This window comes from uncultured Chitinophaga sp. (assembly GCF_937898475.1).
Taxonomy (GTDB): Bacteria; Bacteroidota; Bacteroidia; order Chitinophagales; family Chitinophagaceae; genus Chitinophaga.
In genome coordinates this window covers 78,960-94,185 of sequence record NZ_CALEJS010000033.1, presented here as the reverse complement: position 1 = coordinate 94,185, position 15,226 = coordinate 78,960, and the positions used below count along the sequence as shown (strand labels likewise).

The 15,226-nt window shown below is 50.9% G+C and carries 9 protein-coding genes; 1 reads left to right on the top strand and 8 read right to left on the bottom strand.

The window, feature by feature from the left end:
- Nucleotides 1–22 precede the first annotated feature (22 nt).
- The 8 genes from Q0577_RS20700 to Q0577_RS20665 form a co-directional block, all read right to left on the bottom strand.
- Nucleotides 23–2,176, bottom strand: a complete 2,154-nt coding sequence (locus Q0577_RS20700; protein WP_298739716.1) for a prolyl oligopeptidase family serine peptidase — start codon at nucleotides 2,174–2,176, stop codon at nucleotides 23–25.
- Nucleotides 2,173–3,975: an IucA/IucC family siderophore biosynthesis protein gene (locus tag Q0577_RS20695; protein ID WP_298739713.1), complete on the bottom strand. Its 1,803-nt coding sequence runs from the start codon at nucleotides 3,973–3,975 to the stop codon at nucleotides 2,173–2,175. The genes Q0577_RS20700 and Q0577_RS20695 overlap by 4 nt, the downstream gene beginning before the upstream one ends.
- Before the next feature lie 112 nt (nucleotides 3,976–4,087).
- Nucleotides 4,088–5,917, bottom strand: coding sequence for an IucA/IucC family siderophore biosynthesis protein (locus Q0577_RS20690; RefSeq protein ID WP_298739710.1), 1,830 nt, complete (start codon nucleotides 5,915–5,917; stop codon nucleotides 4,088–4,090).
- A gap of 5 nt (nucleotides 5,918–5,922) precedes the next feature.
- Nucleotides 5,923–7,446, bottom strand: coding sequence for an aspartate aminotransferase family protein (locus tag Q0577_RS20685; RefSeq protein ID WP_298739707.1), 1,524 nt, complete (start codon nucleotides 7,444–7,446; stop codon nucleotides 5,923–5,925).
- Entirely contained in the window at nucleotides 7,421–8,599 is a 1,179-nt protein-coding gene (locus Q0577_RS20680) for a GNAT family N-acetyltransferase (protein WP_298739704.1), read from the bottom strand. The genes Q0577_RS20685 and Q0577_RS20680 overlap by 26 nt, the downstream gene beginning before the upstream one ends.
- A 31-nt stretch (nucleotides 8,600–8,630) precedes the next feature.
- Nucleotides 8,631–9,755 carry a TauD/TfdA family dioxygenase gene (locus Q0577_RS20675; RefSeq protein ID WP_298739701.1) on the bottom strand — a complete coding sequence of 375 codons (1,125 nt, stop codon included), beginning with the start codon at nucleotides 9,753–9,755 and terminating at the stop codon, nucleotides 8,631–8,633.
- 259 nt (nucleotides 9,756–10,014) lie between these two features.
- On the bottom strand, nucleotides 10,015–11,097 hold the full coding sequence (locus tag Q0577_RS20670; RefSeq protein WP_298739699.1) for a DUF2652 domain-containing protein: 1,083 nt from the start codon (nucleotides 11,095–11,097) through the stop codon (nucleotides 10,015–10,017).
- 120 nt (nucleotides 11,098–11,217) lie between these two features.
- The gene (locus tag Q0577_RS20665; RefSeq protein ID WP_298739696.1) at nucleotides 11,218–13,590 is read right to left on the bottom strand and encodes an ABC transporter permease; all 2,373 of its coding nucleotides are present in this window, start codon (nucleotides 13,588–13,590) and stop codon (nucleotides 11,218–11,220) included.
- Between the two features lie 216 nt (nucleotides 13,591–13,806).
- Between Q0577_RS20665 and Q0577_RS20660 the strand changes: the two genes are divergently transcribed.
- Nucleotides 13,807–15,222, top strand: a complete 1,416-nt coding sequence (locus tag Q0577_RS20660; RefSeq protein WP_298739693.1) for an aldehyde dehydrogenase family protein — start codon at nucleotides 13,807–13,809, stop codon at nucleotides 15,220–15,222.
- The last annotated feature ends 4 nt before the right edge of the window (nucleotides 15,223–15,226 follow it).

Here is a 15,226-nt window from a genome sequence, read left to right as displayed (position 1 = left end):
AAAGTTTTTGTAAGGTGATGAATTAATGCGGCCATTCTATGTCCAGCTGCTGGTATATAAAGCTCCAGGCATCTGCCGCTTCTTCGATCAGTTTGGTGGTGGGTTTGCCTGGCCCGTGACCGGAATTGCGGTCTATACGGATGAGAGCCGGATTGTTTCCCGCCTGTTTTTCCTGCAGGGTGGCGATGTATTTGTAAGAATGCGCGGGTACTACGGTATCGTCATGATCCCCGGTAAGCACCAGTACGGCAGGGTAGGTAGTGCCGGCTTTGATATTGTGCAGGGGAGAGTATTTTACCAGGTAAGCAAACTGGTCAGGGTGCTCGCTGGTACCATATTCTTCAGACCAGCTGCTGCCGATGGTGAACCGGTGATAGCGCAGCATATCCATTTTGCCTGCAACGGCAACGGCTACTTTAAAAAGCTCCGGCCGCTGGTTAATAACAGCGCCTACCATTACGGCGCCGGTAGAAATACCGGTAATGGCGATGCGCGCGGGCCTGGTGTACCCTGTTTTGATGAGGTATTCGGTGGTGGCGATAAAGTCATCATAGGCATGCTGCCTGTTCTGCCGCATACCGCCCCGGTGCCAGGCTTCTCCATACTCGTTGCCGCCCCGCAGGTTGGGCTGCACATAGATGCCGCCGTTTTCGAGGAACAGCATCCTGGCTACGTTGAAGAAGGGAGTCAGGTTGCGTTTAAAGCCGCCATGTCCCTGTATGAACACGGGGTTATTGCCATTTAAGGTAATACCTGTTTTATGTACAATGAATATATGCACCCGGGTACCGTCTTTGGAGGTAATGAATGCATCTTTGGTAACAAAGCCATCGGTGGGGCCTTTATAATCCGCTTTACGGTAAAGGGAGGATTGACCGCTGGCAACATCAAGTTGGTACACATTCACCGGTGTAGTGAAATTGGTGAAGGTGAAGAATAGAGTTTTGTCGGTCTTTTCTCCTGCCAGTCCAGCAGCCGTGCCGATGGCGGGCAGCTGCAGATCGCGGATGCGATGGCCGCGGTAATCATATTGCCTGATGAGCGTACTGGCATCTTTGAGGTAGAAGGCCCAGAGGTAACCGCCACCGGTCTCTATGTTTTCCAGTGATTCCTGTTGTTCAGGGATGATAGGCTGCCAGTACTGTTTATCCGGTCTGGCCGGATCTACCAGTACCAGCTGGTTATTGGGCGCATCGGTATCTGTTTGCAGCAGCAGCTTTTCGCCGATGTTATCCACAACGATGTTGTGGTGTTCATAGCCTTTGATCAAAGGCTGTATACGGCTGCCTTTAACGGAAAGGTCCTGGCAGAACAATGCATTGCCCGTTGAGGTGGTCAGCTTAAAGCCCAGGAAAGAGCCCGGCAGGGCAGAGATGAGCAGGAAGCGTTCATCTGCCGTTACCCAGGCAGCTACGCTCAGTGCAGGATGTTGGCGGTCTTCAAATACCAAACTGTCTGTTACTTGTTCTTGTCCAACGCGGTGATAGTACACCTGGTTCAGGCGATTGCTGGCGGAAAGCTCCGTGCCATTTGCGGGGGTGGGGTAGCGGCTGTAGTAGAAGCCATTGCCTTTCCAGGCGGCGCGGGGGAATTTCACCCATTTCAATGCATCGGGCAGGGTTTGCCGTGCGTGCATATCCATGATGTAGATGGTGTTCCAGTCAGAACCGCTGGTGGCAACTGCATAGGCCAGGTAGCGTTTGTTTTTTGAGAATCCCAGCATGCTGACTGCTGCAGTGCCATCAGCAGACAACTGGTTGGGGTCCAGCAGTATTTCTTCCGGCCCATCGGTTCCTTTCCTGAGATACCAGACATTTTGCGGCTGGATGCCGTTGTTGCGGGTAAAGAAGTAGTATTCACCAGCTTTTACGGGCGGTGTTTCGCGTGCGTAGTTCCAGGTGTCTTCCAGTCGCTTCCTGATGGCGCTGCGAAAGGGGATCTGGTCAAGGTATGTGTTGGTCAGCTGGTTTTGTGCCGCGATCCATTGCCTCACCTTTACAGCGGTATCATTTTCCAGCCAGCGGTAGGGGTCGGAGATGAGGGTGCCGAAGTAATTATCGGTAATAGCTGCCTTTTCCGTTGGCGGGTAGGATAAGGCGATGGTATTGTGGGCCGCCAGTTGTGCACGGGCGCTGAATGCGCAGCAGACGGAGAGTATACAGATGGTTATTTTCATTGTGGCATGTTTGAAATGGGTGAGCACCTGGCAACCGGGTTTTCCACTACGCCAATGGTGGGAACATCAAATGGGTTGGACCTGTCACGCAGTTTCCTGCTGTTAAGTATCTGCATGCGGTTCAGTGCATCCGGGGCAATACGTTCTGCAAAGAGATCATACTTAGCGAATTTTTCTTTCAGCGCCGGATGCTGTTGCTGGTACTCCCGGATACCTGCCGCTACCAGCTGCCAGAAGTGTGGCTCCGGCAGATCATGCTGCTCATCAAGAATAGCAGCAATAAAGCGGAAGATGCCGTCAAACAGCTGGGTAAAGATAGGCCGCGTGCGCAGTTCATCTGGTACTTCCACCTGTATGCGCCGGGCATTTTCGGGCAGGCTGATACGGGTGTTCATCAGCGTTACTTCTTCGCCGATGTCTTTCATGATGGCGCGCACCGGAACATTATTTTCCAGTACCAGCACAATGTTCTCGCCATGCGGCATAAACACCATATCATACTGGTAAAAACAATGCAGCAGCGGATGCAGATAGCAGCGCAGGTATTGCCGTACCCAGGCGCTGGTGGCCAGGCCCGATGCCTTCACCAGCTCTGGAAGCAGGGTATTGCCGCTGGTATCGGTATGTAAGAGTGCCGCCATGGTAGTAAGCCGCTGTCCGGGTTGCAGCATTGATACAGGACTTTCCCGCCAGAGAGCGGCCAGCATCTTTTTATATGGACTATCTGCCTGCAGCGCTGCTTCATAGTACTGATTGGTGTAACCTACGGCCGCTACTTCACGCAGCACGCAGAAGCCCTGCTGCCGCAGGTAAGGATCTGCCGTTACAATTGCATGCACCCATTCATTGATAGCCGGTGTGGTGCGCATGAAGTAAGGGGAGAGAATGCGCACATAACCCATATTGAGAATGGCCAGGGCAGTCTTTACGTAGTACTTCTGCGGCTGGCTGTTATTGAAGAACGTACGAATGGACTGCTGGGGCAGATATTTATCTTCGCTGTAGCCCAGGCATACCAGCCTGTTGGCGGCAATATCCGGCGCCAGGATGTTCAGCAGTTTATTATACCACTGCCAGGGATGTACGGGCATAAAATAGTAATCTGCAGGATCAAGCCCTTTGCTGCGCAGGCGTTCATTAAAGCCGGCAATATCTGCTGCACTCAGCTCATGCTCCAGCAGTTGTTGGTAGTTCAGTTCGCCGATACTGGAGAACTCCGCACGGCTTTTATGCCCGGCCAGCCATACCAGGCTAAGCGGAGCGGCGGCTTCGGGCGCATATTGCGCATAGTCATCCATATCAAAACCGATACGTCCGTTATTGATAATGAAACGCGGGTGACCGGTCATAGCGCGTTCAATGGTCTGGTAGTCCGCTTGTGCCAGCGCTTCAGCAGACAAGGCATCACTGCCATGTATATACGCGCTGGCATACAGTGTACCCGCCACTTCTTCCATATAATCCGGCAGGGATTCGGGGGCAATCCCGATCTGGTCGTTCAGTTCAATGATACAGCGCATTGCTTCCAGTCTGGCGGTATCGCCGGCCACTATTTTTTCTATGGACGCGGGATCTACTACCCAATGCTGCAGGCTCATCACCTTTGCTTTGAATCGGTATTCCGTTTGCAGCCGTTCTATCCGGAGGCGGTAATACCTCCAGCCGTTCTGCATTGACTGTAGCTGCGGCTGTAAGATCCCCTCATGTGATAACTCGGCAATTATTTTGCTGATGTGCAGGCGGGTCACTTTTTCCCACACGGCAGCATTATGGCCTGCTTCTATGTTTGTCTTTCTCATTTTTGAATGCTTTACATTTTCAATTTTAACCGTTTGAAAGTTTGATCGTTTGAAGGTTTGAAGGCCGCCAACCTGTTCCGGACACTATCAAACTTTTAAACCATCAAACCTTTTAAACCAATGTCAGTTGCTGCTGATGTTTGGTCATGGGGTTTTTCAATGTGCCTGCAAATTGCTGGCTCTTGAAAGGATTGTACATATGATCTACCATTTTGCGGTTGTTACGGATCTGCAGGCGGTTCAGACAGGTTTTGGTGATCTCCGGCGCAAACAGGTTGATGCGGTTAAATTTATCCTGCAGTTCCGGATGCTGTTGCTGGTAGGCCAGGATACAATTGGCCACCAGCTGCCAGAATGCTTCTTCTGCGAAGCCCGCATGTTCTACCAGTATCTGTTGCAGGAAACGGAAGAAGCAGTCGAAGGCCTGTGTGAAGATGGAAAGGATCCGCAGCTCTTCGGCTACATGCATGTAGATCTGCTTCACGTTATCCGGCATGGGAATGTTTTTGTTCAGCACAGCTATTTCTTCGCCGATGTCTTTCATGATAGCGCCCACGGGAATGTGATCTTCCAGGATCAGGATCAGGTTTTCGCCATGCGGCATAAAGCGCATATCGTGATAGTAGTAGCAGTGCAGCAGCGGACTTAAATACACATCCAGGTAGCGTTGCAGCCAGGCTTCGGTGCTGAGCCCGGAGACTTTGATCAGCTCTGGCAGCAGGGCGTTGCCGTAGCTGTCTACATGCAGCAGGGCGGCCATGGTCATTAAGCGTTGCCCGGGTTTCAGCCGGTTCTTCGGACTTTCGCGCCAGAGGGCAGAGAGCATACCGTTGTAGGAGGAGTTATCGTCTTTGATGATGCTGGCGTAATGCGGGTTGGTATAACCCACGGCAGCTACTTCCTGTAACAGCACAAAGCCTTTTCTTCTCAGGTAGATATCGTTTTCTATTATTGCGTTCACCCATTCGCTGATGGCCGGGGCGGTCAGCACAAAGCTGGCATGTAGCCCGCGCATGAAGCCCATGTTCAGGATAGACAGGGAAGTTTTGGTATAGCGTCTTCCCGGTGAGGTCACATTGTAAAAGGTGCGGATGGATTGCTGCGGCAGGTATTGATCCTGCCCATAACCCAGGAACACCAATTTTCTTTCGGAAATATCTTCCGCAAAGAGTTGTGCCAGTTTATTGCACCATTGCCAGGGGTGAATGGGAATGAAGTAATAGTCTGCCGGAAGCAGTCCCATATTTTCCAATATGCCGTTAAAAGCGGCGAGGGTATCATCGCCCAGCTCTTCCTGTATCAGCTGTTCATAGCTAAGAGCTGTAACGCCTGCATAGCCTGTTCTGCTGCGGTGTGCCGCCACCCAGATCAGTGCAAAAGGATCAGCCGCTTCGGGCGCATATTGGCGGTAATCAGTAGCATCAAAGCCTATACGCCCATTGTTGGCCACAAAGCAGGGATGTCCGGCCATCATGGCCTGTTCTATCACCTGGTAACCGGCCACCGCCAGTTCCCTGGCAGTACGCTTGTTATAGGTGTGCATGTAGGCACTGCCGCAGAGCGTACTGTTGATCTCTTCGAGATAAACGGGCATAACGGTTTCGCTGATGCCTATGGTTTCGCGGAGCTCGATGATGAAGGGGATGGACTCCGGTGTTACGCTTACATTGTTTACGTATTTCTCAATGGAGGCCGTATCAATATACCAGTGATCCAGGCTCAGTATCCTGGCGCGGAAACGGTATTCAATGCCGGGAATGTCTGCCGGCAGTTTATAATAGCCCCATCCGTTCTCGCTGTATTGCAGCTGGGGATGGATGATCAGCTCATGAGCAAATTCACAGAGGATCTTGCGGAGGTGCAGCCGGTTCACCTGCTGCCATACTTCCGGCTGCAGGTGGGCTGCCGCCTGTTCCGGAGACACGTTTATAGGAGGTTGCATTGTTTTCAGTTTTTAGTGATAAAAGCTTTGCCATGCCGTTTGATGATACCCAGTATATCGCGTATATCATCAATGTTGGTGATCGGGTTCAGTAATGTGAATTTCAGGTAGAAGGCGTCATTCACCCGGGTGCCCGCTACGATGGCTTTTCCTTCCTGGAACATTTCCTTCTTGATATACTGGTTCAGTTTATCGGCCGTGCTGTTGTCTGTTATACCGGCGGGAAGATAGCGGAACACCAGCGCGCTGATGTCTGAATGCGTGAGCAGTTCAAAGTCAGGATCCTGTTCAATGATAGCGGCCGTTCTTTTGGTAGTATCAATGATGGTGTCTGTATACTCTCCGAGTTGCTGTTTACCCATCAGGCGCAGGGTACACCACAGTTTCAGCGCATCAAAACGGCGGGTGCTTTGCGTGATGGTTTTGTTGATCTGGTTCAGTCCTTCAAAGTCATTTTCCTGCGGGTTCAGGTAATCAGCATGATGGGTGATGAGGTCCAGGTACTGGTGGTGCTTTACCAGCAATGCGCTGCTGCTGATGGGCTGAAAAAATGCCTTGTGAAAATCCGTAGTAACAGAATTGGCCTTTTCGATACCGTTCAGCAGGTGGCGATATTTAGCAGAGAGCAGGAGTCCGCAGCCATAGGCAGCATCTACATGGAACCACAATTTGTACCTCGATGCAATCTTACTGATAGCTGCTAAGGGATCTATGTTGCCAAAATCAGTAGTGCCTGCGGTGGCTACTACGGCAATAGGCAGGTTGCCCTGTTCCAGCTCTTTTCTGACGGCCTGTTCCAGCTGGGCGGCATCTATGCGGAAGCCCCTGCCGGTCTTCACTTTTACAAGAGATTGTTCACCTAATCCCATCAGCGATACGGTGTTCTGTATACTGAAGTGGGTCATTTCTGAAACGAAGATCCTGAAGCGGGACGCTTCGGGCGGCAGGCCGTGTTTCCGGATGTTGTGATGCAGGTATTCCCGCGCATAGTGATCCCTGCCCAGCAGGAGGCCCATCAGGTTGCTTTGTGATCCGCCTGCAGTGAAAACGCCATCTGCATCGCTGCTGAAGCCGATCTCGTTGCAGGTCCAGCTGATCAGTTTCTGTTCCATGAGTGTGCCGCCAGCGCTCTGGTCCCAGGTATCCTGGGAGGAATTGATGGCAGCGATGAGCACTTCTGCGGCCAGTGCGGGTATCACTATGGGGCAGTTCAGGTGGGCAATGTAATGGGGGAGATGAAAAGCCGTTGCATGATTGACGTATAATGTTTCCACTTCGCGGAAGAGGCTGTCATAATCGGGCAGCGGTGTATCAAATGCCACCTGGTCAAACAGCGCCCGCAGTTCGTCGGGCCTGATGCCGCTGAAGGGCTGGCGGTTGTTCTGCAGAAAGGAGCTAACCAGTTGGCGTGCGCCGCTGATAGCTGCCTGGTATTCTGCCGCGGCGCCTTCATGAAAAATATCTTTATAGGCGCCGGCGGTTATGATGGCCGGGGCGTTTATTTCAGGAGCTATAAGATTTGCTTGCATGGATGCTTTTGTTTAATTGAAATGATAGATCATGTGCGGCATATTGCGCCCTGGTGCAGAAGGCCAGGTACGCTGTTTTCTGTGGCAGCTGTATTTCCTGCTGGTATTCAAATCCTACCCGTTTGGTGAGCACATGCATTTTTTCGTTACGCACATCCGGTTCTACGATCAGTCTTTCCACGGCAGGATTGGTCAGCATAAAATCGATGATGGTTTTAAGGATATGCAGTGTGAAATGATGGATGGGCGTTTCTACCGGGGCCACTAGCAAATGCAGTCCGTAATCGCCTTCTCGCGCTTCATAGTATTTGCCGATGGGGTCGTTCACGGCCTGGTAGCTTTCCCATAAGAAAGCAGGCGTGTTGTTGTAGAAGCCCATAAAGGCATGCGAATGTTTGGCCTGCGTAATAGTGGTGTAGGCGGCGGTTACCTGCTCTATGGTGGTATGTTGCATTTGCCAATACCTTGCGTAGTCGAGGTTCACCCAGTTATGGATGAGCGCAATGTCTTCGTCTATCTGCAGGGGGCGGAAAGAAAAGTTGCCCAGTCCGGGTACGTGTTTGGTATACAGACTGCCGGGCGTTGCATCCTTTTGCTGGTTTTGCAGATCCGCTTTTCTGGCGGCGGCATATTGTTCCCGTGTACAGAAGGCCAGGTAGGCCTGCTTTTGAGGCAGGTCAATGATCTTCTGGTAGGCAAAGCCGGCGCGTTTATTCAGCACATGTATCTTGTTATTACGCACGTCCGGTTCTACAACCAGTCTTTCCACCGTGGGGTCTGACAGCATGAAGTCGATGATCGTGGTAAACACATGCCATGTAAAGTTGTGAATGGGCTGATCTGCAGGGGCTACGAGGATATGAAACCCATAATCACCAATGCGTGCGTCGTAATACGCGCCAAGCGGGTCATTCATCACCCAGTAGCATTCCAGCAGGAATGCCGGCTGATCCATATAGAAGCCCATGAATACACGGGAGCCTTTAGTCTGCGTGATCTTCGTATAGGCGGAACGTACATCGTCCAGCGAAGAATCCTGCATTTGCCAGTAGCGGGCGTATTCCCTGTTCACCCAGTTATGGATCACGGGGATGTCTTCCTCCATCTGCAGCGGGCGGAGCAAAAAAGGGCCGCTGCCAACCGGAGTTGTCATGAAAGTCAAATTTCCCATAAAATTATTTTTGTTACCGGGTTGGCTGGTAGATCTTTCCGTAATGTTCTTCCATAACCAGGTATGGGTTTTCAGGGTGAACAACGGATTGGATATGGATGAGGCTTGTTTTACTCATCATGCGCAGCATCATGCGGCGTTCGCAGGGCACCAGCTTTCCGTTCTCATTTCTGAAGCCGGCTACGAAGGCATTGCGCCCATGTGCGCAGAGATGATTGTTCACAAAGATCAGGTCACCTGCTTCGGGTATAAAGCCATCGTAGATGAGGGAGCGTGCCTGCTGCCAGAAGTGCACCAGCTGTTCCATGGCTTCCCCGCTTTGTCCCGCGTCTTTGTTATAGATCTGTTCTGCGGCATCAAAGCGGATGAAAGGCGCGTCAGGGTTGCCATATAATATGGACGTCAGGGTACCCTCGCCGATGGCCTCTTCCTGTTCATAGTTGGCATCTTTCGGACATTTGTAGATAGGTGCGAAAAGCGGCTGCAATGCTGGTCCCGGGCGGCCGTGCGAACGGATGGAATACAACATGGAGGGCACCTGTTCTTCATTGCGCACATAAAGAAAGCTCAGAAAATCTGCGGCATTGAAAAGAAAAGCATCTTCTGTATGCACAAACAGTTCTGTTCTTGATCCGGACCCGGTTTGTGAAAAGGCTTTTTCTTTTTCCGGGATGATGGCATGCAGCAGTCCGCCGCCTTTTCTTTGTGCAAAGTACTCTACCGGTTTGGAGGGCACGGCGCCATGCAGTAATGAGGAGATGAAGCCGTATTCCAGCATGCGTGTTTTATCCATCTCTCGCCAGCTGGGCGGGGTAGGGCCTAATGCAGCCTGGTCTACGTCTACCAGGCCTTTCAGGATAACGGCGCCATACTGGCGTGGAGAGAAATCAGTTCCCATCTGCATCAGTATCCTGGCAATGCGTTCGGGCAAAAGCCGGTATGCATTGAGATGCAGCATGGCAATGTACTCCGGGTTTTCGTAGCTGCCGTATTTTTCTTTAAGGGCTTTTCCCATGCTGGTGATCTCCGCTCTTTCATCGGCATTGATGATAATGACGGGTGGCGACATAGGGGGCATGATCCCTATATCCTGGTCCTGTTTCAGGTTAACTTCCTGAACTATTGCTTGAGTTTCCATGGAAGTGTAAATGGGTGTTAAGGGTTTTTAATAAAGCTGTCTTGGCAGGCAGGAAGTGGCGGATACTTCAACCGGCAAGTAGTGTGTCTTTTTAGGTTTAATGCCTGCAAATCTATCCGGAAAATGTATGGGTGTTTGATCAAAAAAGGAAATTGATTTACGCAAAACGGAAGAACCCCTGTAGGAGGAGGTCTTCATTTGCGTCATTGCAATGAGCGCAGCTTCGTGTGTCGGGGCGGCGAAGCAATCTTTTATTCCATTAAAACTCCAATGGCAGCACCATCTGCTGAACCACCGGTTCCAGGTTCTGAAGCGACTGCCGTAAACGTTTTTCCATTTTGCTTTTTTCGCCCAGGCCAAACAGTAACTGGCGAAGTGGATTTTTCTGTATATAAAACTCGATGCTCAGCCGGGATCGCTGCTCATTTACTTTCTCAATAACAAAATAAGTGGAGTGTTTACGTTTTTCTTCCGTCTCGCTGAAGATGATCTTCTTTTCAGGGTTATAGGCAAAACTGCTGATGCGCATCATTACCTGCTGGCCATTATCCAGCACATGACGGTGACGGCTGCCAATGCCCGGAAGGAAGTGTTCCACTTCGTCGATCGTCCTGATGCCCACCTGCCACTGGTGACGAAACTCAAAATGCACCACCGTAAAGGCGAGTGTTTTAATATCCACATCATACTCCTTTGTTACTGACACCATCCTGGCCATACCGGCCAGTTCCTGCTGCGGATCAGGTTCTGCGGGCAGTTCATTTCTGAGCTGGGTTAACTGGGTATAGTGAAAAGGAATGGTACCTGTTTCTGTTTGTTTAGCGCTGCTATCCCATGTCATCCACTGTGCCAGTTCGGCAGGCGGGGTTTCCTGCAGCAGGGGCGCTGTTACCAGCCAGTATTCATGCTTGTCAATATCATTCTTCAGCAACTGGTGCGCAATGATCACATCCCTGCCGATCAGCTTACTGAAATTTTTTACGTTATAGGTGGCGAATTCGCCGTAGTGAGTGATGACCTTAAGGGTAAGGTCTACAGCAGATACACAGGCCTTGCACTGACAGATCCTGCGGTTGTCATAAGCATTGAGGTGGCGATGGAACGCGCAGAACATCTCTTCCACCTGTTTGTAGATGGCTTCCAGTGCAAGCGGCTGCCCGAATTTGTAAAAGAGAATGGCGTCTCCTTCAATCTCAGATATTTCCAGCCCTGTATTATTGGCGTTGATCAGTACCTCCAGCAGCTGCTGGATAATATGGCGGCTGTGCTCGATCTCTATTTCGTTAACAAAACGGGTAAAGCCACTTATATCGGGAATGAACAGCAGCCCATTGTTCTCCATTACTTTTTTTTATAAAGATAGGATAAATCCTGTTTGCCGTCTGGAGATTGCTTCGTTGTGGCTGCGCGCATGGCGCTGCAGCTCCCCGCAAACACGTGAAAAGAAACCAGGTATTTCTTTTTACTCCGCTTTCAGGCTCCGTACCGGGTTCATAACAGCTGCGCGAAAGGCCTGGTAGCTGACAGTCATCAGGGTAATGATCAACGCGCCGGTTGCTGCGGCTGCGAAGATCCACCAGGACAGGGTGGTACGGTATGTATAGTCCTGCAGCCACAGGTGCAACAGGTACCAGGCCAGGGGAATGGCAATGACACAGGATATCATGACCAGTCCTACAAAATCTTTAGACAGCATTTTCCATAAGTTAAATACGGAGGCGCCCATTACCTTGCGGATGCCTATTTCCTTAGTACGTTGTTCTGCCACAAAAGAGGCCAGGCCGTATAATCCCAGGCAGGAGATAAAGATGGCCAGGATAGCGAAGATAGTGGCCAGGTGACCGATGCGTTCTTCATCGCTGAATTTAGCGGCATATTCACTGTCAACGAATTTGTATACGAAAGGACTGCCCGGGTTATACTTTTTAAATACAGGCGCTATTTTAGCCAGTCCTTCGCGCATGGGAATGTCGGGCTTTATCCGCACGGTCATTAAGCGTGCCCAGTTGGGATTGAGGTGGAAGATGGTAGGTTTTACGGGCTCGTAAGGTGATTCCATCACCATATCTTTTACCACACCTATTACCAGGTGGTCCTCATTGCCCCAGCGGATCATTTCACCTACAGGATGTTTAAAGCCGGTGAGTTTCACCGCAGCTTCGTTCATGATAAAGGCGCCGGTATCTGATGCAAAGCTGCGGGAGAAGTCGCGTCCATCGATGATTTTCCAGCCGAGTGTAGTGCCGAAGTCGTGCGACACGGCAATGGTGCCGGGGCTCACCACCAGCCCGGGATCTTTGCCTCTCCAGCTTAGTATATTATTAGACCATACTTCTGTAGGCGCGCTGTTGGATTGCGCCATATCTGCCACTACACCGGTACGCAGCAGGTCGTTGCGGATAGCGTCGTAATGCCCGTGTATGTCCGGGGTGTTCATGTCAACAGTGATCAGCCCTTCGCGGGTATAGCCCACAGGCCGCTGCCGTGCATGTTGTATCTGACGGTAAACAATGAGGGTACTGGTGATAAGCGCAACAGAGATCGTGAACTGCGCCACTACCAGTACCTTGCGCGGCAGGGTGGCAAAACGTCCCGCACGGAAAGTACCTTTCAGCACTTTTACTGGCTCAAAAGCAGACAAATAAAAGGCCGGGTAGCTGCCGGAGATTAGCCCGGTTATAAACGCAAAGCCCAATACCAACACCCAGAACAAAGGATGGCTCCAGGGAATGGTCATGGTCTTATACGTTATGTTGTTGAAGAAAGGCAGCGACACCTGTACAAGTACAATAGACAACACCAGTGCAAGCATCACCACGATGAGCGACTCGCTCAGGAACTGTCCGATGAGTTGTCCGCGTAAGGAACCAACGGCCTTACGGATCCCTACTTCGCGGCTGCGCTTTTCGCTTCTCGCTGTAGAGAGGTTCATGAAATTGATACAGGCCAGCAGCAGGATGAATGCGCCGATGATACCGGTAAGCCATACCATACGGATACGGCCGCCGCTCAGTTTACCATTACTGAATTCATTATGCAGACGCCATTGGCTCATGGGATGCAGTTGCAGTTCTTCTTTTGAGAAGGAGATATGAGGTGTTGGAATACTTTTAATGCGGGCGTTAACTTTTGCTATATCGGCATGATCATTCAGCTGCACATATAACTGGCACATATGGTTTTCCCATTGTGTCTGCGCCGCTTTGATCCAGCTATCTGAATTATTGGCGTAGGTGGTCCAGGGCAGTATCAGCTTCAGATCGTTGAAAGTGGTATTGTGGGGCAGGTCTTTATACACGCCGGCCACTTTCATATCAAACCTGTTGTCAACACGCACCATTTTGTTCATAGGGTCTGCATCGCCAAAAAGCGCCCGGGCAGCAGATGCTGAAAGCAGGAGGGAAGAAGGGTCTTTTAAGGCCTGCCGGCCGCCCTGCAGCATGTGTAATGAAAACATTTCTGGGAGGGCATCCTGCGCCCACATGCCCTGTTGTGATAATTGTTTGTCGCCTACCGCCAATATATGCGCCGCACGCCAGGATACCAGGGCTACGTGTTTAAAGTCTGAGCCGTACTTGTTTTGCAGCTCATATCCCATTGGCTGGGACACTGTACTGCCAGTATAGACTCCACCTTCTGCCGTGGCGTCTACCATAACCCGTGCCAGCCGTTTGTAGTTATGGTGATAAGTATCAAAAGATACTTCATCCCATACCCATAAACCTATGATCAGCGCGGCCGCCATACCGGTAGCGAGACCGATGATGTTGATAAACGAATAGATCCGGCTGTTCACCAGGTTGCGCCAGGCAACCTTTAAGTAATTCTTTAGCATAGCAAGATGTTGACAAAACTGGCTACGAAGAACGTGCCATCCAGTGGCGCATATATTTTCCAGTATAGTACATATTTATTTTATTAAGTAACTGTTCGGTTTCGATACAGGCTTGTCCGCTTTTACTATGAACTTTCCAACAAACTAGTTTGAACATCTCAACAAAATGGCGGGGCATAAAAGTGCAGAACTTTGTTCCCACTAAATTATTCAATAATGAAAAGGATAGCACACGTGTATATCAATGGCGCTTTTGTAGCGCCACACGGAACGGAGATCTTTACGCTGATCAATCCTGTTACCAATCAAAAGACAGGAGAAGTTGTACTGGGTGATGAAACTGATGCCCGGGCAGCAATTGCAGCGGCAAAGCAGGCATTTAAAACATTTTCAGCCACTACGCGGGAGGAACGCATCGCCTACCTGCAGGCACTGAAACAGGCTGTCAGCAAACGCGAAAAAGAACTGGTGGATGTGATGGTAGCAGAGTATGGCGGCACCTTGCAGTTTTGCCGGATGAGCGTACAGTATACCATCAGTAATTTTGACGCCATGATCAACACCCTGCAGCAGTTCGGGTTTGAAAGAACAATGGGGCAGTCCGTCGTAAGACTGGAGCCGGTTGGCGTAGCGGGCATCATTACCCCCTGGAATGCCAGTAATGGTTTTATCTGCAGTAAACTGGCCACCGCAATTGCCGCCGGTTGTACCGTAGTGATCAAACCCAGTGAATTGAGCGCTGCCCAAACGGAGCTGATCACCGAATGCTTTCACGAAGCAGGTTTACCCAAGGGCGTCATCAACATTGTGAATGGCCTGGGCAGTGTGGTGGGAGCGGAGATTACCCGGCACCCGGATATTGCCAAGATCTCCTTCACCGGCTCTACACTGGTAGGCAAAACCATTGCACGGGCAGCGGTAGATACGATGAAACGTGTAACGCTGGAGCTGGGTGGTAAATCGCCCAACATCATTCTGGCAGATGCTGATCTGCAGCAGGCCATCCCGATGGCGGTATCCGGCGCTTACATGAATAACGGGCAGGCCTGTATTGCGCCTACACGTTTACTGGTGCCGGAGAACAAGCTGGAAGAAGTGAATGCCCTGGCCAAAGCAGCCGTACAGGAAGTAATAGTAGGCGACCCTGCCGATGAGAGAACGAATGTAGGGCCCATGGTAAGCCAAAAGCAGTATGAACGGGTGCAGCAGTACATCAGCACCGGAGTGGAAGAAGGGGCTACGCTACTGGCAGGCGGAACAGGTAAACCTGAAGGCCTGGAAGCAGGCAATTTTGTAAAGGCCACCATCTTTACCAATGTGCGGAATGATATGCGTATTGCGCAAGAAGAGATCTTTGGCCCGGTGCTGTCTATTATTCCTTATAAAACGGAAGAGGAAGCAATTGCCATTGCCAATGATACTACTTACGGACTGGCAGCTTATATCAGCTCAGGCAGTGAGGAAAGGGCCAGGCAGGTAGCGGCGCGTATTGATGCAGGCAGGATTTGCATTAATGGGTTCTCTCATGATCCGCAGGCGCCCTTTGGTGGATTCAAGCAGTCCGGTATCGGAAGAGAGTATGGTGTATACGGACTGGAAGCATACCTGGAGCCTAAAGCGATACTGGGATAGTCCA

Coding starts and splice junctions, on each gene's coding strand:
- Q0577_RS20700 (WP_298739716.1), bottom strand. CDS start 2,176: ATGAAAATAACCATCTGTATACTCTCCGTCTGCTGCGCATTCAGCGCC.
- Q0577_RS20695 (WP_298739713.1), bottom strand. CDS start 3,975: ATGAGAAAGACAAACATAGAAGCAGGCCATAATGCTGCCGTGTGGGAA.
- Q0577_RS20690 (WP_298739710.1), bottom strand. CDS start 5,917: ATGCAACCTCCTATAAACGTGTCTCCGGAACAGGCGGCAGCCCACCTG.
- Q0577_RS20685 (WP_298739707.1), bottom strand. CDS start 7,446: ATGCAAGCAAATCTTATAGCTCCTGAAATAAACGCCCCGGCCATCATA.
- Q0577_RS20680 (WP_298739704.1), bottom strand. CDS start 8,599: ATGACAACTCCGGTTGGCAGCGGCCCTTTTTTGCTCCGCCCGCTGCAG.
- Q0577_RS20675 (WP_298739701.1), bottom strand. CDS start 9,755: ATGGAAACTCAAGCAATAGTTCAGGAAGTTAACCTGAAACAGGACCAG.
- Q0577_RS20670 (WP_298739699.1), bottom strand. CDS start 11,097: ATGGAGAACAATGGGCTGCTGTTCATTCCCGATATAAGTGGCTTTACC.
- Q0577_RS20665 (WP_298739696.1), bottom strand. CDS start 13,590: ATGCTAAAGAATTACTTAAAGGTTGCCTGGCGCAACCTGGTGAACAGC.
- Q0577_RS20660 (WP_298739693.1), top strand. CDS start 13,807: ATGAAAAGGATAGCACACGTGTATATCAATGGCGCTTTTGTAGCGCCA.